This window comes from Acinetobacter sp. YH12100 (genome assembly GCF_013419135.1).
GTDB classification, from domain to species: domain Bacteria; phylum Pseudomonadota; class Gammaproteobacteria; order Pseudomonadales; family Moraxellaceae; genus Acinetobacter; species Acinetobacter pseudolwoffii.
On sequence record NZ_VPAQ01000001.1, the window covers coordinates 317,750 to 337,965 of the forward strand.

Here is a 20,216-nt window from a genome sequence, read left to right on the forward strand (position 1 = left end):
AATTAAGTAGATTTTGGAGACGCGAGTGTGACAAGGAGGTCACACCTTAGCCATCACGACAAGCATGTTGTGTATGGCGAACAAAAGACTTTTGCCTGCTTTTGACCTGTCAAAAGCAGGATTTCATGACGTCATAGATTCAAACTATAACCAAAGTTAAAATGATGAGAAGCAGTGGCACCTGCTCCTTTTTTATCTGGAAACAAGCTAAATATTTTGGTTAAAGGTATCGCAATTCGAAACCTGACCCGATTTCAAGCCGGTATTAAACCACTGTACGCGCTGCGCACTGCTGCCATGGGTAAAGCTGTCCGGTACCACCTGCCCGCGAGCACGTTTCTGTAAATAGTCATCACCAATTTTATGTGCGGCATCCATAGCTTCCTGCACATCTCCCTGTTCCAGAAACTGGGTGCGCTGATGATTATGGTAGGCCCAGACTCCAGCCAGACAGTCTGCCTGCAATTCTTGGCGCACTGAAAGCTGGTTACTCTGTACCTCGCTTGCCTGCTGACGTGCCTGCTGTACTTGAGAGGAAATCCCCAAAATCGTCTGGATATGATGACCTACTTCATGGGCCACCACATAAGCCTGCGCAAAATCTCCGGCCTGATCATTACGGGAGAGTTCGGTGGCATTCTGTTCCCCACTAATCCCCATCTGAGTACGCATATCTTTAAAGAATGCGGTATCGATATAAACTTTCTGGTCTGCCGGACAGTAGAAAGGCCCCATCGCCGCCTGAGCCGTACCACAACCCGAATTCACAATGCCATTGAACAAAACCAGTTTTGGGGGAACATACTGCTGATTTAACTGCTGCTGAAACACCTGAGTCCAGGTATCTTCAGTATCTGCTAGTACGGTGCCGACAAAATCAATCGACTCCTGCTGTTCCGGCGTAGGATTTTCCAGACCCCGTGTTTCCGCCGCACCCGATACGCCTTGGGTGACCTGTTTGGTGGTTTGATAAGCTTGCTGTGGATCGACGCCGAAGAATTTCCAGGCCACAAAAGCCACAATCAACCCAATAATACTGATTCCGCCAGCTTTGGCACCACCACCGCGACGGTCTTCTACATTACTACTGACACGACGACCTTTCCAACGCATAGTTTTTTCCTTTTCTTCATCTGCTCAATTTGCAGATATTTTTGCATCTTAAGCTTTTGATGATTTGGGCCAGATTTTTTTAATCAGGCTGATGACCAGCATCACCAGCAGACCCGCTAAAATTCCCACGGCGAAATTAATCAAGGTCGGTGTCAGGGCACCTACAATATTTCCGATACTGGGAATATCCTGTACATAGCTAACACTATCTTCAGTAAAGTGGTGAATAACAGGAATAGCATGATTAATAATTCCCCCACCGACCAGGAACATCGCAGCAGTTCCAACAACTGATAAAATTTTCATCAGAATCGGGGCAAATGCCAACAAGCCGCGTCCTATTTGTTGTTTAAAATCGGACTGCTGCTCGGTCAGATGCAGACCGATATCATCCAGTTTGACAATCAGGGCAACAAAACCATAGACCCCGATGGTCATCACGATCGCGATCAGGCTTAAAACGGTAACTTTGGTCAGCATAGAGGCTGCTGCCACCGTCCCCAAGGTAATCACGATAATTTCAGCCGAAAGGATAAAGTCGGTGCGAATCGCGCCTTTGACTTTTTCATTTTCAAACTGGTGCAAATCTGTTTCAGTCTGGATCAGTTGCTCACGGGCCTGTTCAGCATCCTTGGCCTTCGGTGTATGCAAGGTGTGTACGATTTTTTCCACGCCTTCATAACACAGAAACAAACCACCCAGCACCAATAAGGGGTTAATCAGCCAGCCGGCAATAAAGCTGATTAACAAGGCCAGCGGCACTAAAATCAGCTTATTGACAAAAGAACCTTTGGCCACTTTCCAGACTACTGGTAATTCACGATCTGCCCGTACGCCTGACACTTGCTGTGCATTTAAAGCCAGATCATCACCGAGGACGCCTGCTGTTTTTTTGGCTGCCATTTTGCTCATCACAGCCACATCATCCAAGACCGTCGCAATATCATCTAATAATAGTAATAAACTGCTCGCCATACTTATTATCCTTATCATATTTCAGTTTATTTTAATCAAAATTCTTAAAAATATTGTATTCACTTGTTTAATTAATAAGATTTTTTTAATACAGCTTTTTTTCTGGCTGACAATCAAAAACAGAATACCGTACAATATTGCCATTCGTTAAAATACAGCTGTAGTACTGACTACCCTTTGGAATAAATAATGAGTAATCAAGATAATCGTCCAGTGATCTTGACGGGCGACCGTCCTACCGGACAACTTCACCTCGGCCACTTTGTCGGTTCATTACGCTCTCGTGTAGGCCTGCAAGATTCTCACCATCAACACTTGTTACTTGCTGATGCTCAAGCACTCACCGATAATGCCGATAATTTTGAAAAAGTACGTCGTAACATTATTGAAGTGGCAACGGATTATCTGGCTGTCGGTATTGATCCAACTAAAACTACAATTTGTGTTCAGTCATGTTTACCTGCCTTAAACGAACTGACGATGCTTTACCTCAATTTCGTGACGGTGTCACGTTTAGAGCGTAACCCGACCATTAAATCTGAAATCCAGATGCGTGGTTTTGAGCGCGATATTCCAGCAGGTTTCTTGTGTTACCCGGTGGCTCAGGCTGCCGACATTACAGCATTCAAGGCCACTGTTGTTCCTGTGGGTGAAGATCAGATTCCAATGATCGAACAGACCAATGAAATCGTGCGTCGTCTGAACCGTCAAATCGGTCATGACCTGTTACCAGAATGTAAAGCGCTACTGTCTAATGTCGGCCGCCTTCCTGGTTTTGATGGCAAGGCGAAAATGTCAAAATCTTTGGGCAATACCATTGTGCTGGATGCGACAGATAAAGATATTAAAAAAGCCGTCAACGCCATGTATACCGATCCGAATCATCTTCGTGTGGAAGACCCAGGTCAGGTTGAAGGCAATGTAGTATTCACTTATCTGGACGCCTTTGATCCAAATAAAGAAGAACTGGAAGAACTCAAAGCTCATTATCGTCGCGGTGGCTTGGGCGATGGTACGGTGAAAAAACGTCTGGAAGGCATTCTCAAAGAACTGATCGGTCCAATCCGTGAGCGCCGTATTGAACTGGCTAAAGACCCTGACTATATTATGGATATTTTAAAGACCGGAACAGATAAATGTCGTGATATTACCCAGGCGACTTTAGATGAAGTGAAAACCGGTTTAGGTGTATTCCGTTTCTAACATAAACTGATCACCTAAAGCTCTTCATATGAAGGGCTTTTTTATTGCGAGGTGTTTATGCACGATAAAGCAGCAAACTCGCCCATAGAATCTCCATAGTTTTAACCTTAATTAACATCTATTAACATGAATACTGCTGAGTCAAGCCTTATCGGGTCGTAATATAGCTACATACAGTAAGGAATCAGATTTAACTCTCTCCACAGTTAATCTTGATGTAGTTTGAAAAAAACATTCCTTTTTCTACGCAATGATCACCCCAATCATTGCGTTTTTTTTGTCTTTAATTTTTTAGTATAGCGATTTAAAGCATAAAAAAACCCGCCTAAGCGGGTTTTCTAAAATTCAGCACTTATGCATTTTTATGACGCATATGCGGGAACAAGATCACATCACGGATACTTGCTGCATTAGCAAAGATCATCACCAGACGGTCAATACCAATACCTTCACCGGCTGTTGGCGGTAGGCCATATTCCAGTGCTTCTACAAAGTCTGCATCATAATGCATCGCTTCATCATCACCCGCATCTTTTTCCGCAACCTGTGCCTGGAAACGTTCCGCCTGGTCGATTGGATCATTTAATTCCGAGAAGCCATTTGCCAGTTCACGACCACCAATAAAGAATTCAAAACGGTCGGTGATGTGCGGATTATCATCATTACGACGTGCCAATGGAGAAGTTTCCGCTGGATATTCCGTAATGAATGTTGGTTGACGCAGTTTGGTTTCAACTGTTTCTTCAAACACAATCGTTTGCAGTTTACCCAGACCAAAACCTGGCTTCACTTGCTCTTTCAATTCTTCTTGAAGGAATTTTGCCAGGAACTCACGGTCATTGACATTTTCCGGAGTAAATTGCGGGTTATTTTCCAGAATTGCATCAAACATTGAAATTTTCTTGAATGGCCCTTTGAAGCTATACACTTCATCACCATAAGGTACATCGGTCGAACCCAAGATATCCAGCGCCAGTTTTTCCAGCATCTGCTCGGTCAATTCCATCAGATCTTTATAATCTGCATAGGCTTGATAGAATTCAATCATGGTGAATTCTGGGTTGTGACGCGTAGATACCCCTTCGTTACGGAAGTTACGGTTAATTTCGAACACACGTTCAAAACCACCCACCACCAAACGTTTTAAATAAAGCTCTGGCGCAATACGCAAGAACAATGGCATATCTAGTGCATTATGATGCGTTTCAAACGGACGCGCAGAAGCACCGCCTGGGATCACATGCATCATTGGCGTTTCAACTTCCATATAACGTTTTTCAGTCAGGAAGGCACGAATACCTGCAACCACTTTGGCACGAATTTCAAACGTTTTACGGGTTTCTTCGTTCACGATCAGATCAAGATAACGTTTACGATACTTTACTTCAGTATCATTCAGACCGTGGAACTTGTCTGGCAGCGGACGCAATGATTTGGTTAATAATTCAAAATGTTCGATGTGTACATACAGATCGCCTTTGCCTGAACGACCGATATAACCTTCGATTGCAATAATGTCGCCAAGGTCTAAACCTTTGATGGTCGCAAGTACATCTGCAGCGAGTTCTTTACGGGCGACATAAAGCTGGATACGACCTGTCATGTCCTGGATCACAATAAATGAACCACGGTTTAACATCACACGACCGGCAACTTTGACGTAGACCTTTTCGCCTGCTTCAATTTCTTCTTTAGATTTATCAGCGAACTGGTCTTGTAAATCTTGGGCATAATGCTCACGCTTAAAGGTATTTGGCCATGGGCTTTTACCAGTTTCTTGTGCCTGAGCTTCGATTTGCTTTAACTTGGCATGACGCTGTGCAATTAAATCGTTTTCGGAAATGATTTGTTCAGAAGTCGATTGAGCGTTAGTTTGCGTCATCTCTGCCTCGAATAAGATTAGTTAAAAAATAGAAGTTGCCTAGAATAGCAGAAATCCTACCCGAATCGTAGCTTAAACACTCTCAGGAAGCGGCTTTTCTTTGGAAAAATCCACTATCTTGGCATTTTCCCAACCTTATCCCGTCAATCTAATCCACTCTACCAATACAATTCAGCTCGATTTGGGACCGATTATGCGATTACTTAGATGAAAGTCCTAGTGTGTGACGAGGTAGAGCCAATCACTGCACAAAAAAATGCTGGCTTAGACCAATAGCTAACTGCCTTGAATGTCCACACGTTCTACAATGATGCTCAGATTGAAGATGATGTGCCAATCAATAAATACCAATATGGCATGCCCCATAAAAATGAGTAAGATTATGTCTAAGATTTTGTTTTTACATGGCTTAGATTCCTCCAGAGAATCCACCAAGTTTCATGCAATTGATGTCGTGCATAAATATTGTATTGATGTCGATTATCGTAATCTGAGCTATAATTCGGTCACCAGTTTTTATCATGAGATGATTGAAACCATCAAACCGGATATTCTGGTGGGTCATAATCTTGGCGGCTATTGGGCACTGAAAATGTCGCAGGCTTATCACCTTCCCTGTGTGGTGGCGAATCCCATTTTGCAACCCAATTTCAGAGATGATTATCCGGAAATTTGTCATGGCGATTTACAGCATGACATTCCGCAGTTTGCCTATCTCGAACTGGGCGATGAAATTCTGGATATGCATGCAGTTCAGGCACAGCTTGAAGACTATATGCAAATTCAGGCAGTTGATGGCGGCCATCATCGACTAGAACATCCTGAACAGATTAATACGCTGATTCAGGAAATTGAACATCATTTTATCAGACAATAAAAAGCCCCGATATTGAGGTAATGCTGATCAGTTAAGGAGTTTAGAAATAGACTCTTTAACTTTTTAGTCATTCACGGCGGAGTCTTAACTTTATAAATCAAATACTTGAAAATAATTTGTTACTTTGGTTTCGCCCAAATGAGAAGCGAAGCTTCGCAAGGAAGGCATCTTGCGGAGCAACACTCCTCACCGCAAAACTCGTCAGCCACCATCGACTAGTAAATTTGTCGCAGAAACAATCATTTTTAAATCTAGTCCTGCCTCAAACAGTTGCGGATGACTTTTCTACTTGTCAAATATGATCATGAATTTAAAAAAGAAAATGCCAGTCAATTTCTTAACTGACCGGCATTACCGATATTGAGGAGCTTTTTTTAAATCTACAATTTAGGCAACCGCAGCTTCAGGCTGAGATTTATCATCCAGTACTGACCAGATATCCAGACCTAATTCAGCATGCAAATCAGGAAGATCAAGAAAGATACTTGCACCTAGTACTTCATGCTGACATTTGAGTGCCAATTCATTTACCGCTTTTAAAGTTCCGCCTGTTGCCAGAACATCATCAACAATGATGACTTTCTGAGACTGAACTTCCGCAGACATTTCTAAACGATCCAGACCATATTCCAGGCTATAACCGACACCCACGACTGGAGGCGGCAATTTTCCTGCTTTACGCACCAATAACAAGCCTTTGCCGGTACGTTGTGCCAACAGGCTCGCCAACACAAAACCACGTGCTTCCACTGCGATAAAGCTTTCTACTTCTGCCAGTTTGTCAGCAGGAATGCTGGCAATCAGGGCATCAGTCAATGGACCAATATTGCTCATGAAAAGTGGGGTCAAATCATAAAAGCAAATTCCTGGTTTTGGAAAATCTTGGACCGTACGAATGTGAGACCACAAAGAAGTAGACAAATTGCTCATGGGAGATCTTAAAAAAAGAAAAGGAATATGCGAATTTTAAACCTATTTCCAGCCAATGAACAAGCCGAGCTGTATAATAAAAACTCAATATTTAAGCACAAGTTATTGATTTTATTAAATTCATTTATTATAAAAATATTTAATCTAGACTTTACTGATTCTAAATTATATAAAAACCTCAGTTTTTACTGCACGACTTTGGTCTATAACGCCTCATTTAAGCTAAATTTTGCCACAGCAGCCGCTTCATCACTCCACAGCATTTGCCAGCAAAGCCGATTTGACTCATTTTCAGAGAAATACTGAATCCCAAAGTCATTCTGCTGCTAATTTCGCTGATTAAGCTTTTATTCACTTTACTTTCTGAATAGAACTGCGTAAAAATTTAGCCAAATATGTTCACTGTTAAAAAGTCATATTCTTTTAGAGTCTTGCCATTTTATGGATTTTAAGCTGACGGTTACACTTGCTCAGTTTTGGAGAGTTACATGAAAAAGTATCAATGCATCGTTTGTGGATGGATTTATGACGAGGCGGAAGGTTGGCCTCAAGACGGCATCGTGGCGGGAACCAAATGGGAAGATATCCCGGATGACTGGACCTGTCCAGATTGTGGCGTGTCTAAAGTCGATTTCGAAATGATCGAAGTCTGAGCACGCCCAGTTAAAGACCATGTCAATATGGTCTTTTTTTATGTCCTTTTTATCCTCATATAAAACAGCATGGAGCCCTACAGCATGGAAACGACTATGCATCCTATCGTTATTATTGGTTCAGGTATGGCAGGTTATGCTGTAGCACGTGAATTTCGCAAACTTAATCCAGAGCATGAACTGCGGATGATTTGCGCGGATGATGCGATAAATTATGCCAAACCTACCCTTTCCAATGCTTTGGTTGGCAAGAAAGCGCCTGAACAGATTGCATTGGGCGATGCTGCAAAAATGTCGGCACAACTGAATATGCGGATTGAACAGCAGACTTGGGTCAAAGCCATTCATCCGGAAGACCATCAGCTGGTACTTGAGAAAGATGGTCAGGAAAGCACCCAGAATTATTCCAAACTGGTCTTGGCGGTCGGTGCCAACCCGGTACGTTTAGCCATTTCCGGTGATGCCAGTGATGACATTCATGTGGTAAATAATTTAAGTGACTATAAGACGTTCCGCAGCAATCTGGCGGCACGTGAAGATAAACGCGTGGTGATTTTAGGCGCAGGCCTGATTGGCTGCGAATTTGCCAATGACCTGCAAAATACCGAGCATCAGGTCACAGTGATCGATCTGGCACCTCAACCGCTGGGCCGTTTATTACCTGAACATGTTGCAACGGCCTTCCAGAAAAACCTTGAAGAAACCGGCATTCATTTCGTCTTGGGCACCACGGTCGAGAAGGTCTCTCGTGCTGAAAATGGTGACTATTTGGTCATGCTGGCCAATGGTCAGTCTCTCGTTGCTGATGTGGTTTTGTCTGCGGTAGGTCTACAGCCGAATATCTCTTTGGCCAAACAGGCAGATGTTCATACCAGTCGTGGAATTTTAACCACGGCGCAACTGGAAACCAATCATGCCGATATTTATGCTGTAGGTGACTGTGCTGAAGTGAATGGTACCTTATTGCCTTATGTCATGCCCATCATGCAACAGGCGCGCGCGCTGGCAAAAACCCTGAATGGCGAACATACGGCTGTACATTATCCGGCTATGCCAGTGGCAGTGAAAACGCCTGCTGCACCTTTAACTGTCCTGCCTGCACCAGTCGATGTTGAGGTCACCTGGGAAACTGAAGAGCTGGAAGATGGCATGCTGGCCAAAGCCATCGACGGTAGCGGCACTTTACGTGGCTTTGTACTCTTGGGTGCAACTGCGGGCAAACAACGTCTGTCTTTGACCAAGCAGGTTCCTGACTTGATTCCTGCTGTGGTTTAGAGGTTTAATACTCAGGATATTTTTTAAACAAAATATCCTTTAATTAGGACAGCAATTATGCACAGCGCATTACAGTTTAATCTTTCTCCATATAGTTCTTTCATGCGTGAAACCAGAGTTGATCTGGGTAATGGTGTGGAATTACATGTCGAGGTGGGCGGAAATCCGGAACATCCTACGCTGCTCCTGATTATGGGACTGGGTGCGCAGGTACTGTACTGGCCTGACTTTTTTTGTAAATCATTGATTGATCAAGGTTTCCATCTGGTACGTTTTGATAATCGCGATATTGGCCTGTCTTCAAAAATCCATAACAAGGGCCCACGCTTGAACACCCTGAAAATGATGAGCCGTTTTGTGCTCGGTCTGGGCAATCAGGGGGCACCTTATGACCTGTATGATATGGCTGAAGATGTCAGTCTGCTGATTGAAAAAATGGGGCTGGATCAGGTTGATGTATTGGGTGCATCCATGGGTGGCATGATTGCCCAGATTCTGGCGGCACGCTATCCGGACAAAGTCAAAAAACTGGGTTTACTGTTTACCAGCAACAATCAGCCGCTGTTGCCACCGCCCTTTCCCAAGCAACTCTTTAGTTTGATTGACAAACCGGCTTCAACAGATGAAGATGGTATTGTAGATCATAGTCTAAAACTGTTTAACATCATCGGTTCGCCAGGTTATGTCAATCATCTGGAAGCGGTGCAGACCGCACGTAAATTATATAAACGAAGTTACTATCCTGCCGGTGTACTTCAACAGTTTTTAGCAATATTATGTACAGGTTCATTGCTGCAACTGAACAAGCAAATCAAGCAAGAGACCCTGGTGGTTCATGGTGCTCGTGATCGATTGCTGCCTCCTAGTCATGGCAAGGCCGTTGCAAAAGCGATTCCAGGGGCTAAATTTGAATTAATTGATGGAATGGGGCATGATATCCCACCGCATTTTATTCCATATCTTAGCGAATTATTTGCTGATCATTTTAAATCATAAACATTAGGACACTATGGCTGCACTACCCTCCTTAAGACAGCTGTCATACCTCGTAACACTGTCAGAGACGCTACATTTTACAGAAGCTGCTCGCCGCTCATTTGTCACCCAGTCAACTTTGTCTGGCGGCATTATGGAGCTGGAGCGTTTACTCGGTGGCGTACTTGTTGAACGCGACCGCCAGAATGTTCGTTTAACGCCTCTTGGTGAACAAGTGGTTGCACGCGCACGTGTTCTACTGGCTGATGCTCAGGACTTGATGCGCTTAAGTCGTGAGATGAGTGAACCCTTAACCGGTGATTTACATCTTGGCGTGATTCCTACGATTGCTCCCTTCCTGCTGTCACAGCTGCTAGAAGAAGTGCATAAACAATTACCAAAAATCCAGTTGCATCTGCATGAAGCACAAAGCGAGAAAATTGTAGAAAAACTGGAACATGGCAACCTGGATATGGTGGCCTTGGCGCTGCCTTTCGATACACGTGGCCTGAAAGTGGCCGAGATTGCCAAAGAGAATCTGTATCTGGTTTATCAAAAATCAGATCAACACGCTGCACAAGCGAATTCTCTGGAAGATCTGGATCTGTCTCGCCTGATGTTACTTGAGGAAGGTCATTGCTTACGTGATCATGCCCTGAGTGCCTGCCCGATTGGCGAGCGTAAAAATGATCATCGTTTAAAAGCTAGCTCTTTGCCGACTTTAATCGAAATGGTCTCTGCAAATCTTGGTTTTACTTTATTGCCAGAAATTGCGATTTATACCAATATGATCAAAGCCAACCCTGAGATTCTGGTCAAGCCAATCAACTCTGCGCCAAGTCGCACCCTGGCATTGGTGACGCGTAAAAGTACGCCGCTACAAAGCGAGTTTGATGTGTTATTACAGATTTTCCAAAAAATCACTCAGCACAATGCTGCTTGAGCTAAAATTTTAGATGATTAAAAGGAGCACACCCGTTGCTCCTTTTTTTATATCTCAAAGTGGATATAACCAACCATCATAGACCTGCTAAAGTCTCAAGCTGACTGTTAATGTCATCGGTTTTAATCTGTAATAAATGCTATTTAAGACGAAGATGAGGTGATTATCGTTAAATCCCTATTTTTTGGGATATTCATTTTATTTTGCTTCATCCACAGTATAGCCTTCTCTTAGAATCAACAGGATTGAGCTTATTGGCTGCCCTCTTGCCTGCACCGGTTTTAGTCATCGCTTCATCTACTGACCTGAACCTGTCCAAAACTCAGACTGTACTGCAACAACTGGGCTATCAACCAGATATGCTGCTGTATGCAGACAATTTCCAATCTGCACAAGAGATGATTGCCGAACATCTACCTAACTTGATTCTTTATCACCTGACAGAAGCCTCACAGATTCATTTCATCGGCCAGATGAAACGGCATACCCCAAGTACACCTGTAGTTGCCGTACTCAAGAGTGAATCCACAGCACTCATTTATTCAGCAATCTTATCTGGTGCAAATAGCTATATCCAACCTCAGGCTTCATTCATCCAGTTTGCTGAAAGCCTGAAAATTGTCTTGCGCGGCGGTGCCTATATCCATGCTGAACTGGCAGAACATATCCTGTACCAGCTCACTGGGAAACCCTGTCTCAAGGTAACCGAATTGCAGCTCTTACGCTTACTCAGCCAGCAAAAACCCCCAGTAGACATACAGCACCAGCTCCAGCTGACTGATTATCAAATGTATGCCCAGGTCAAACAGATCTATCGCAAAATGCTGATATCCTCTGATTAAAACCCTTGAATGCTATTTTCTGGATAAAAAAGAGGCTGAATTTTCAGCCTCTTGAGAGCATTTATTTAAACAAGTCCAATAAAATGCGTTGAGCATTATGTGGCTTTTCACCTTCTTGCAGCTGTGCCCGCAGCCAGGTTCCATCCCCTTGTAATAACCAGGATTGCTGATTATCTTTCAGATAGTTAAGTAGCCCCTGTTGATAGATGCGTTTTTTCAACGCTTCATCTTCTACTGGGAAGCAGGCTTCGACCCGGTTAAACAGGTTACGATCCATCCAGTCTGCGCTTGAACAGTAAACCCGTGCATTACCGTTATTGCTGAAATAATACACGCGGGTATGTTCTAGGAAACGCCCGACAATCGAACGTACCCGAATATTTTCAGACAAACCTGGCAATCCCGGACGCAAACTACAAATCGAGCGGATAATCAGGTCAATTTGTACCCCCGCCTGAGAAGCTTCATAGAGTTTATTGATCAACTGCATCTCGGTCAGCGCATTAACTTTGACAATAATCTGCGCCGGCTTGCCTGCCTTGGCATTCACGATTTCATTATCAATATAATTAATGAGTTGGGTATGTAAGGTAAATGGCGCATGTAACAGCTTTTTCAGCTTGGCCATTTTTCCCATACCGGTCAGCTCCTGAAAGATACGGTGCACATCTTCACACAGGTCTTTATCCGTGGTGAGCAAACCATAATCGGTATAGATTCGCGCATTGCCGGCATGATAGTTGCCGGTTCCCAGATGCACATAGCGCACCAGTTTATTATTTTCCCGGCGTACCACCAGAATCATTTTGGCATGGGTTTTATAGCCAACGATGCCATAGACCACTACCGCACCGGCTTCTTGCAGGACATTGGCCACTTCGATATTGGATTCTTCATCGAAACGTGCACGCAATTCAATCACGGCCGTGACTTCCTTGCCATTGCGGGCAGCTTCCGCCAGCACCTGCACGATTTCAGAATCCGGGCCACTGCGGTACAAGGTCTGTTTGATCGCCAGCACTTGTGGATCACGTGCAGCTTCACGCAACAATGAAATGACCGGTGCAAAAGACTCAAACGGATGATGCAGCAAGATATCCTGTTTTTGCATGGCACTAAAAATATTTTCAGATTTTTTTAGTACTTTGGGAATGATCGGGGTATGTGAATCATAGCGTAAATGCGGGCGCTTGAAATTAGACAATAAGCGCGCCAGATTAACTGGGCCTGCGACTTTATAAAGCTGCTCTTCTTCCAGATCAAATTCATTCAGCAGATATTCATAAATATGCTGCGGACAGTTTTCTGTCACTTCCAGACGTACAGCACGGCCAAAACGGCGTGAACTGAGTTCGCCTTTAAGCGCCTTAGCCAAATCTTCAACATCTTCATTCAGGGCCAGATCGGCATTACGCGTGACACGGAACTGATAGCAACCGGTCGCTGTCATGCCCGGGAACAGATCCGAAACATGTTCATGAATAATCGCGGACAGCATCACATGATGCTCTTTGCCATCGGTTAATTCATCTGGCAGACGTACCACGCGTGGTAACGAACGTGGCGCTGGCACCACAGCCAGATCAATCTGACGGCCAAAGGCATCTTTACCTTCGAGAGTCACAATAAAGTTCAGTGATTTATTCACCAGACGTGGAAACGGATGTGCAGGGTCTAGGCTAATTGGCGTCAGGACGGGCGCAACCTGTTCCTGAAAATATTTTTTCACCCAGGCCGATTGTGCCGGAGTCAGTTCACCACGGCGCAAGAAACAGATATCTTCCTCACGCAGTTTTGGCAAAATTTCTTCATTTAAAATACGGTACTGGCGTTCAATCGCAGTATGTGCAGTTTTGGAAATCTGTTCCAGCACCTGCTTTGGGGTCAGGCCATCCGGACTGCGACTTTCATTGTCCAAATCTAACTGTTCCATCATTCCTGCGACCCGAATCTCAAAAAATTCGTCCAGATTACGCGAGAAAATTAACAGGAAATTCATGCGTTCAAGCAAGGGATGTAAAGGATCGACAGCCTGTTCCAGGACGCGTAAATGGAAGTCTAAAATAGACAGTTCACGATTTATATAACGATCATTATATGTATATTCGGGCTGTGCTGAAGTAGTGCTGGCTGCCGTATTCATATCAAACCTATGCGGATTTAAAATTGTGCTTATCAGTTCAAGTATGCTTCAAATTGATGACAATTTCATAAAAAAAAGCCCAAAAACTGGGCTTTTTCTTTAAATAATTATTTAAGGCAATTCTGCATAACGCATATAACGCTGAATCATGCGCTTGCGTGCATTTAAGGCAGAGGAGTTGCGATGATCCTGAAAATATTTTGGATTGGTCAGAATGGCCGCCAGAAAGATCGCTTGATCCTGAGTCAGGCTTTGCGCAGTTTTGCCAAAATAATGTTTGGCTGCGGCTTCTACGCCATAGATATTGTCACCAAATTCAATCGAGTTTAAATAGACTTCCAGAATCCGCTGTTTCGACCACATGCGTTCCATCATCCAGGTGGCCACCGCTTCCTGGCCTTTACGTACAAATGAACGCTTATTAACCAGAAATAGGTTTTTCGCCAATTGCTGGGAAATGGTAGACCCCCCAGCCACCACCCGGCCCTGATCCCGGTTTTTATTCAGCGCAGTTTGAATGCCGTCCCAGTCAAAACCATGGTGATGAATGAATTTTCCATCTTCTGCAGTGACAATGGCACGTTTCAGATTCAGGCTGATCTCATCATAGGGACGCCATTGATGTTGAATGGCTTTGGAAGGTTCCGTCCAGTAATCAATCCGCATCATCATGGTGGTATTGACCGGATTGGTTCGCCACCAGGCCAGACTGGCAAAGATCCACAATTGAATCAGTAAAATCACACTGACGATGACTAATATCGTGCGGATCAGAAAGGCTTTCATGTCAGTGCGTTACTCCTGAAAATTTGATTTTTCGTGTTAAGCTTATTCGAAATATACAATCACAGCAAAAAAAATAGCATGTCTAAATACGCTCCCCCTGTCGTACACCGCAAACTTGAAATGCAGCTCTGGTGGATCACGGCCATTTTAATCGCGATTAATGTCGGATTATTTGGCTGGCAGGCCATCAATGGTATGGATATCAGCCAGCCGAGTACCCGAGATGCGATTCTCTGGGGTGCCGATTATGCACCTTTAACCTATTTAGCGGAACCCATGCGTTTGTTTAGCAGCATGTTTTTCCATTTTGGCCTGATTCACCTGATGTTGAATATGTGGGCCTTGTATATTTTTGGTAGTGTTGCCGAACAACTGTTTGGCCGGATGTATTTTATTGGCTTATACCTGTGTGCCGGCTTAATGGGCAGTTTGCTCAGTGGCTATATGAACATTCAGGACAGCTATGATCTGATTGCAGGGGGTGTGGCCAACCCAAGTTTATTGCCGGCGGTCAGTGCCGGTGCATCCGGTGCGGTGATGGGACTCGGCGCTTCACTGACGGTATTGGCCCTGTTGCCGATGCTGCCCCAGCAACGTTTTATTCTAGATAAAAAGACCTTGGTGATGGTGATGGGTCTGAACCTGGCCATGGGCTTTATGATCAGCGGAATCAACAATGCCGCACATATTGGTGGCATGTTGATGGGCGCTTTTTTAACCTTGCTGTGGTATGCCGGACAAAAAATGCAGCGTAGCCGCCTGATCAACCTGATCGCTTTAGTGATTGGTTTTGGCCTCTGTGTGCTGCTTTATCAACATAACTTGGCCTTGATCGAAGCAATTCGCCCACTGTGGCAAGAGATTCTCGACCTGATGCGACAACAATTGCAGCTTTAAATCATTGCCGCTTTAAATACCAGCGAATTTAAAAAGCCATGGAGATGAATCTTACTGATTCATCTCGCGCAAGCTTTGTAAGGGCGGAATGTCCGACAGATAGCTCAGACGATAACGGCCAATCAGCGCACATAACACAGTCATGAAAATCGGCAGGATAATCCAGATTTCCCAGTGTGGCTGAATCATTAAATCCATACGATAACTGGCGATTGCGCTAATCACTTCGGCAAACAGACAGGAAACCACTCCGGCAAACAGTCCGATAAAACCAATTTCCAGACTCATCATGGTTTTCAGTTTTTGTTTGGAGCTGCCAAATGACCGTAGCAAGGCCACTTCACGTTTGCGTTCATCCATGAGCAGGTTCAGACAAGCCATCAGTACCAGAAAACCGGAGATACTAACCAGCACGGCCAGAATCGTCACGATCTGCACCAGTACATTCACAATACGCTTGATCTCTTCCAGAATCAGGCTGACATCAATAAATACCGTATTGGAAAATTGCTGGATCACAGACACCAGTTTGTCCTTATCTTGTTCCGGCACATAGAAACTGCCCAGATAACTTCCGGCATTGGCATCCATGCTATTCGGGGCAAAAATAAAGAAGAAATTCGGACTAAAACTTTCCCACTCGACCGTTCTTAAATTGATGACCTTCGCTTCCAGCACACCTTCAGGCAGACTGAAACTGAGCTTGTCGCCAATCTTGATACCTAATTCTTCAGCAGTATTGGCTTCGACCGATACCGTGCCGACCTGTTGCAAAACTGCGTCACCACGAATAATCACATTATCCTGTGGATAGCTGTCGGACTGGGTCAGGTTCAGCTCGCGTTTTAAAGTATTATTGCTTTTGACTAATTCTGGAGCAAAAGGCTGATCATTTTTAGCCACCAGACGCCCACGAACGTTCGGATAAAGTGGTGTACTTTTCCAGCCATTCTGCTCAATTTGAGCTTTTAGGTCTGGCATGTCAAACGGCGGCAAACCATACACAAACTGATTTGGTGTACCTTGCGGCAACTGTTGCTGCCAACGCTCTAATAGGTCTGTGCGCAATACGGCTAATACTGTAATCAGACTGAGACCCAAGGCCAAAGCGGTAATCTGTAAGGCTGTTTGAGATGGTGTTCGTACATAGGCTGACAGATTCAATTTCTGATTGCGCAGCAGTTTTAAGATCAACCATACCGTCAGATACAACACTGCACATAACACAATAATCGCGCCAATTACCCAGGCAGTCAGGAGCAGATTTTCGGTTAGAATCACGCTAAAAATAATCAGGCTCAGCGTTCCGGTCAGCAGCATCCACAGCATGGATTGCACTGATTTTTCCTGCTGGCGAATTACTCGAATTGGTGGCGTGTTCAACAGTTGCAATAGGCTCGGCATGACAAAGCCCAACAGCACCACCGCACTGGTCAGCATCGCGACTGGTAATGGCCCGAGCAGCATCGCCATAGCAGAGAATTCAATTTCTAAGTTGGGAATCAGTTGCAGCATTAACTGTAATAACCCATAACCCAGACCAATGCCGATCACTGTACCAATCGACATGGCAATCAGCAGTACTGTGCCGAGCAAGGCCAGATAAGCCGATAAAATCTGCTGTTTGGTCGCACCGATACAACGCATCAAGGCAATATGATCTTGATTCTGCTGGACATAACGCTGCGCAGTGAGAGCAATCGCGATACCACATAATAGAATGGTCAGAATATTGGCCAGTTGCAGGAAGGTATCCAGGTTGGCAATCGGCTTCATTAAGCGGGTATTGCCCTCACTGGCATTGCGTAACCGGAGACTGCTTTGCTCTTCAAATTCCTGTCCCTGCACTTCTGCTGGCGTTTCAGCCGAGCCGTTTTCGGATTTGAGCTGCTGCTTAAATAAAGCTTCATATTCTTGCGTACTGTCTGGAGAACCCGCCATGAGCAAGCGATATTCAATCCGGCTACCCACCTGAATCGCATTGGTTCGCGCCACATCCGCCTGGGAGATAATCACCGTTGGCGAAAAGCCAGAAAATCCGAGCTCCTGATTAGAATCCTGTTCAATCTTGGCTGTGACTTTAAACGCCGCATCGGCAATATTCAGCTGATCGCCCAGTTTGACTTTGAGCAGGTCCATAGCCCGTGGACTGAGCCAGATTTCACCCGATTGAATCTTCGTTTTTGCAGGTTGCAGCTGCAGCTCGCCACGCAAGGGAAAAGCCTGATCAATGGCTTTGACATTGACCATGACAAACTGTTCATCGGTATAGGCCATGGTGCTAAAGAAAGTGACTTCTGACTGCTGTAAATCCAGCTGTTTGGCCTGATCACGCCATTCTTTTGGTAGAGGCTCATTGTCCGAAAGTACCAGATCACCGGCCAGCATTTCTGCGGCCTGCAAGGCCACTGCATTTTGAATCTGTTCATTGCTAAACTTGAGTGCTGTTGTTGCACTGATCGCCAGCGTTAAGGCAATAATTAACAGATAAATTCCGGTACTTTTAAAACTTTGTGTGAGTAGAGGACGAAATAAAGGGTTCATCTCATCCTCCACTCGGATGTTCAATCAGCTGGCCATTCAGCAGTTCAAAATGTCGCTGGCATTGCTGTGCCAGTTTGCGGTCATGCGTCACCAGCACCAAGGTCGTACCCAGTTCCCGATTCAACTGAAACAAAAGCTGTTCAATTTCCTTGGCAGTTTCACCGTCGAGATTGCCTGTGGGTTCATCGGCAAAAATAATTTTCGGTTCACTGACCAATGCCCGGGCAATCGCGACACGCTGCTGCTCCCCGCCAGACAGGACTTTCGGGGTTTGTTGTGCCTGCCGATCCAGACCAACTTTATGCAGTAGCGCCAAGGCTTTTTGTTCAGCTTCTGCATATTTGAAACTGGGCTGTAAACGCAGTGGCAACATGACATTTTCAAGGGCAGTCAGATGTGGCAAGAGCTGAAAAGACTGAAACACAAACCCGATATTTTTCAGGCGCACCAACGCACGTTGTTCTTCATTCAAGGTAGAAACCGACTCGCCACTGACGATGAGCTGGCCTGAACTGGCCTGATCCAGCGTTGCCAGAATGCCTAGCAATGTGGATTTTCCCGAGCCGGAACGACCGGTAATTGCCACCTGCTCGCCTGCCATAATCTCCAGATCAAGATCCTCAAAAATAGTCAGCTGTTTTTGTGAAAGTTGTATCTTTTGTGTCAATTTCTGGGCAGAAATAATCGCCTGTGGCATGATGTTCGAATCGTTGCTACTTTGAATCATACGTGTCCTATATGAAAGATCTTAATCAGAAAACTCGGGTATTGTCTTACTTGTTTTTGCTCAGTCTGTGCCTGTTACCGCTCGGAGTATCAGCAAAGACGATTATGATTTTAGGTGATAGTTTAAGTGCTGGTTACGGTATTCAGCCACAACAAGGCTGGGTACATTTATTACAAAAGCGTTTAGAGCAACAGTATCCGAAACAGCATAAAGTGGTCAATGCAAGTGTCAGTGGAGAAACCACCAGTGGAGCGCTGGCCAGAATGCCGAAACTGTTGCAGACGCATCGTCCAGACCTTGTGGTGATTGAGTTGGGGGGTAATGACGGCTTACGCGGACAGCCGCCGCAAATGATTCAAAAAAATTTAGCCAGCCTGATTCAGCAAAGCCAGAAAGCCAAGGCCAAAGTCGTGGTATTTGGTATGAAGATGCCGCCTAATTATGGACAGGCCTATAGCAAGGCCTTTGAAAATAATTATAAGGTAGTGAGCCAGCAATATAAGGTGAAATTGTTACCGTTCTTTATGCAGGGTGTGGCCGGCAATAAAACCCTGATGCAAAAGGATCTGATTCATCCAAATGCCAAGGCACAAACCATCCTGCTAAATAATGCCTATCCATACATTAAAGGCGCTTTATAAAGCGCCTTTAAGTTATTTTAGATTGTATTTAAATAAATTTTGCCTAAAAATCAAAGAACAATACTTCACCTGTTTCCAGTGAATATTCAGCACCGACCACTTTGAGTTGTCCTTGCCCAATCAGGTTTTCTAATACTGCTGAACCATGACGTAGTTGGTTAACCGATGCAAATACGTTAGAACGCACGGCATGCTTGGACAATTTTGCCAAGTCATTTTTCAGTTCAGTTTGCATTAAGGTTTCAACAGAAGGACGTACTCGATTTACAATCGACATCAGGTTTGCCGACGGCGGGCAATCTGGGCACATTAAGGTATCAATGGTGGCCTGGATCGCGCCACAATGACTATGACCTAAGACTACAACAATAGCGCAGTCATAGCGTTCCGCCGCAAATTCAACACTCCCGACCTGTGATGGTGCGACAATATTGCCTGCAACACGAATCACAAAAAGATCACCGAGACCCTGATCAAAAACCATTTCAGCCGGGACACGCGAATCTGAACAGCCCAGTACAATTGCAAATGGGTTCTGATCCTCTGCCATTTCTGCGCGCTGTTGGTGGCTCAGTTGTTTTGGATGCGAGGTATCACCGCTGACAAAACGTTGGTTCCCTTGTTTAAGACGTTCTAAAGCTTCTTGAGCTGTGAGCATTCTTTTCTATCACCGATGTTTTAGTTGCAATATTTTACTGCCAGTTTTTTTGAATGTCACTTGCAAAAAATCTTAGCTGCTTAAATTTTTAACATTTATCTAATTTCATTTCAGCAGGGATTTTGTGTGCAGCACATCACATTTTAAAATCA

The 20,216-nt window shown here is 44.6% G+C and carries 18 protein-coding genes; 9 read left to right on the forward strand and 9 right to left on the reverse strand.

The genetic code is table 11. The features are described 5' to 3' along the window. Positions 1–207: 207 nt before the first annotated feature. Together FTU40_RS01680 and FTU40_RS01685 are read right to left on the reverse strand one after the other, a co-directional pair. Positions 208–1,113 (reverse strand): neutral zinc metallopeptidase, encoded by a 906-nt coding sequence (locus FTU40_RS01680; protein ID WP_180039512.1) that lies wholly within the window; start codon positions 1,111–1,113, stop codon positions 208–210. 48 nt (positions 1,114–1,161) lie between these two features. After that, positions 1,162–2,088, reverse strand: coding sequence for a DUF808 domain-containing protein (locus FTU40_RS01685; protein WP_180039514.1), 927 nt, complete (start codon positions 2,086–2,088; stop codon positions 1,162–1,164). A gap of 189 nt (positions 2,089–2,277) precedes the next feature. Between FTU40_RS01685 and trpS the strand changes: the two genes are divergently transcribed. After that, the gene (gene trpS / locus FTU40_RS01690; RefSeq protein ID WP_074383091.1) at positions 2,278–3,291 is read left to right on the forward strand and encodes a tryptophan--tRNA ligase; all 1,014 of its coding nucleotides are present in this window, start codon (positions 2,278–2,280) and stop codon (positions 3,289–3,291) included. Positions 3,292–3,643: 352 nt separating this feature from the next. On the opposite strand, the gene lysS is transcribed toward trpS, so the two are convergent. Next, positions 3,644–5,173: a lysine--tRNA ligase gene (lysS, locus tag FTU40_RS01695; RefSeq protein WP_005172002.1), complete on the reverse strand. Its 1,530-nt coding sequence runs from the start codon at positions 5,171–5,173 to the stop codon at positions 3,644–3,646. 382 nt (positions 5,174–5,555) lie between these two features. On the opposite strand from lysS, the gene FTU40_RS01700 reads away from it, so the two are divergent. After that, entirely contained in the window at positions 5,556–6,050 is a 495-nt protein-coding gene (locus FTU40_RS01700; RefSeq protein WP_180039516.1) for a YqiA/YcfP family alpha/beta fold hydrolase, read from the forward strand. A 387-nt stretch (positions 6,051–6,437) separates the two neighbouring features. Here FTU40_RS01700 and FTU40_RS01705 read toward each other — a convergent pair whose 3' ends face one another. Then, the gene (locus tag FTU40_RS01705) at positions 6,438–6,980 is read right to left on the reverse strand and encodes an adenine phosphoribosyltransferase (protein ID WP_005096259.1); all 543 of its coding nucleotides are present in this window, start codon (positions 6,978–6,980) and stop codon (positions 6,438–6,440) included. Between the two features lie 488 nt (positions 6,981–7,468). Between FTU40_RS01705 and rubA the strand changes: the two genes are divergently transcribed. The 5 genes from rubA (at position 7,469) to FTU40_RS01730 (ending at position 11,668) form a co-directional block, all read left to right on the forward strand. Continuing rightward, positions 7,469–7,633 (forward strand): rubredoxin RubA, encoded by a 165-nt coding sequence (gene rubA, locus FTU40_RS01710; RefSeq protein WP_005096258.1) that lies wholly within the window; start codon positions 7,469–7,471, stop codon positions 7,631–7,633. Between the two features lie 96 nt (positions 7,634–7,729). Beyond that, positions 7,730–8,908, forward strand: coding sequence for a rubredoxin reductase RubB (gene rubB / locus FTU40_RS01715; protein WP_100328821.1), 1,179 nt, complete (start codon positions 7,730–7,732; stop codon positions 8,906–8,908). A 57-nt stretch (positions 8,909–8,965) separates the two neighbouring features. Further along, positions 8,966–9,904: an esterase EstB gene (gene estB / locus FTU40_RS01720; protein WP_100357259.1), complete on the forward strand. Its 939-nt coding sequence runs from the start codon at positions 8,966–8,968 to the stop codon at positions 9,902–9,904. Positions 9,905–9,917: 13 nt separating this feature from the next. Then, positions 9,918–10,826 (forward strand): LysR family transcriptional regulator OxyR, encoded by a 909-nt coding sequence (gene oxyR, locus FTU40_RS01725; RefSeq protein WP_005172010.1) that lies wholly within the window; start codon positions 9,918–9,920, stop codon positions 10,824–10,826. 254 nt (positions 10,827–11,080) lie between these two features. Then, positions 11,081–11,668, forward strand: coding sequence for a response regulator transcription factor (locus tag FTU40_RS01730; protein WP_100355283.1), 588 nt, complete (start codon positions 11,081–11,083; stop codon positions 11,666–11,668). A 61-nt stretch (positions 11,669–11,729) separates the two neighbouring features. Here the strand turns inward: FTU40_RS01730 and ppk1 are convergent, their stop codons facing one another. After that, positions 11,730–13,811, reverse strand: a complete 2,082-nt coding sequence (gene ppk1, locus FTU40_RS01735) for a polyphosphate kinase 1 (RefSeq protein ID WP_005172015.1) — start codon at positions 13,809–13,811, stop codon at positions 11,730–11,732. A 111-nt stretch (positions 13,812–13,922) separates the two neighbouring features. Next, positions 13,923–14,597 (reverse strand): monofunctional biosynthetic peptidoglycan transglycosylase, encoded by a 675-nt coding sequence (mtgA, locus tag FTU40_RS01740; protein ID WP_005096252.1) that lies wholly within the window; start codon positions 14,595–14,597, stop codon positions 13,923–13,925. Positions 14,598–14,675: 78 nt separating this feature from the next. Between mtgA and FTU40_RS01745 the strand changes: the two genes are divergently transcribed. Continuing rightward, positions 14,676–15,494 (forward strand): rhomboid family intramembrane serine protease, encoded by an 819-nt coding sequence (locus FTU40_RS01745; protein WP_005096251.1) that lies wholly within the window; start codon positions 14,676–14,678, stop codon positions 15,492–15,494. 51 nt (positions 15,495–15,545) lie between these two features. On the opposite strand, the gene FTU40_RS01750 is transcribed toward FTU40_RS01745, so the two are convergent. Both FTU40_RS01750 and FTU40_RS01755 read right to left on the reverse strand, forming a co-directional pair. Continuing rightward, a complete protein-coding gene (locus FTU40_RS01750; RefSeq protein ID WP_180039518.1) occupies positions 15,546–18,038 on the reverse strand; it encodes an ABC transporter permease in 2,493 nt (830 codons plus the stop codon). A 1-nt stretch (position 18,039) separates the two neighbouring features. Next, complete coding sequence (locus tag FTU40_RS01755) at positions 18,040–18,765, reverse strand: ABC transporter ATP-binding protein (protein WP_005096248.1); 726 nt, start codon at positions 18,763–18,765, stop codon at positions 18,040–18,042. Positions 18,766–18,776: 11 nt separating this feature from the next. Here FTU40_RS01755 and FTU40_RS01760 point away from each other — a divergent pair, with 11 nt between their 5' ends. Beyond that, positions 18,777–19,406 carry an arylesterase gene (locus FTU40_RS01760; RefSeq protein WP_005172025.1) on the forward strand — a complete coding sequence of 210 codons (630 nt, stop codon included), beginning with the start codon at positions 18,777–18,779 and terminating at the stop codon, positions 19,404–19,406. A gap of 43 nt (positions 19,407–19,449) precedes the next feature. Here the strand turns inward: FTU40_RS01760 and FTU40_RS01765 are convergent, their stop codons facing one another. Beyond that, complete coding sequence (locus FTU40_RS01765) at positions 19,450–20,064, reverse strand: carbonic anhydrase (RefSeq protein WP_005096244.1); 615 nt, start codon at positions 20,062–20,064, stop codon at positions 19,450–19,452. Positions 20,065–20,216: the final 152 nt, after the last annotated feature.

What these genes read in the sequence shown, in the direction of transcription:
- estB (WP_100357259.1), top strand. Translation starts at nt 8,966, where the DNA reads ATGCACAGCGCATTACAGTTTAATCTTTCTCCATATAGTTCTTTCATG.
- FTU40_RS01680 (WP_180039512.1), bottom strand. Translation starts at nt 1,113, where the DNA reads ATGCGTTGGAAAGGTCGTCGTGTCAGTAGTAATGTAGAAGACCGTCGC.
- mtgA (WP_005096252.1), bottom strand. Translation starts at nt 14,597, where the DNA reads ATGAAAGCCTTTCTGATCCGCACGATATTAGTCATCGTCAGTGTGATT.
- FTU40_RS01705 (WP_005096259.1), bottom strand. Translation starts at nt 6,980, where the DNA reads ATGAGCAATTTGTCTACTTCTTTGTGGTCTCACATTCGTACGGTCCAA.
- FTU40_RS01765 (WP_005096244.1), bottom strand. Translation starts at nt 20,064, where the DNA reads ATGCTCACAGCTCAAGAAGCTTTAGAACGTCTTAAACAAGGGAACCAA.
- FTU40_RS01685 (WP_180039514.1), bottom strand. Translation starts at nt 2,088, where the DNA reads ATGGCGAGCAGTTTATTACTATTATTAGATGATATTGCGACGGTCTTG.
- lysS (WP_005172002.1), bottom strand. Translation starts at nt 5,173, where the DNA reads ATGACGCAAACTAACGCTCAATCGACTTCTGAACAAATCATTTCCGAA.
- FTU40_RS01745 (WP_005096251.1), top strand. Translation starts at nt 14,676, where the DNA reads ATGTCTAAATACGCTCCCCCTGTCGTACACCGCAAACTTGAAATGCAG.
- oxyR (WP_005172010.1), top strand. Translation starts at nt 9,918, where the DNA reads ATGGCTGCACTACCCTCCTTAAGACAGCTGTCATACCTCGTAACACTG.
- ppk1 (WP_005172015.1), bottom strand. Translation starts at nt 13,811, where the DNA reads ATGAATACGGCAGCCAGCACTACTTCAGCACAGCCCGAATATACATAT.
- rubA (WP_005096258.1), top strand. Translation starts at nt 7,469, where the DNA reads ATGAAAAAGTATCAATGCATCGTTTGTGGATGGATTTATGACGAGGCG.
- FTU40_RS01750 (WP_180039518.1), bottom strand. Translation starts at nt 18,038, where the DNA reads ATGAACCCTTTATTTCGTCCTCTACTCACACAAAGTTTTAAAAGTACC.
- FTU40_RS01755 (WP_005096248.1), bottom strand. Translation starts at nt 18,765, where the DNA reads ATGATTCAAAGTAGCAACGATTCGAACATCATGCCACAGGCGATTATT.
- trpS (WP_074383091.1), top strand. Translation starts at nt 2,278, where the DNA reads ATGAGTAATCAAGATAATCGTCCAGTGATCTTGACGGGCGACCGTCCT.
- rubB (WP_100328821.1), top strand. Translation starts at nt 7,730, where the DNA reads ATGCATCCTATCGTTATTATTGGTTCAGGTATGGCAGGTTATGCTGTA.
- FTU40_RS01760 (WP_005172025.1), top strand. Translation starts at nt 18,777, where the DNA reads ATGAAAGATCTTAATCAGAAAACTCGGGTATTGTCTTACTTGTTTTTG.
- FTU40_RS01700 (WP_180039516.1), top strand. Translation starts at nt 5,556, where the DNA reads ATGTCTAAGATTTTGTTTTTACATGGCTTAGATTCCTCCAGAGAATCC.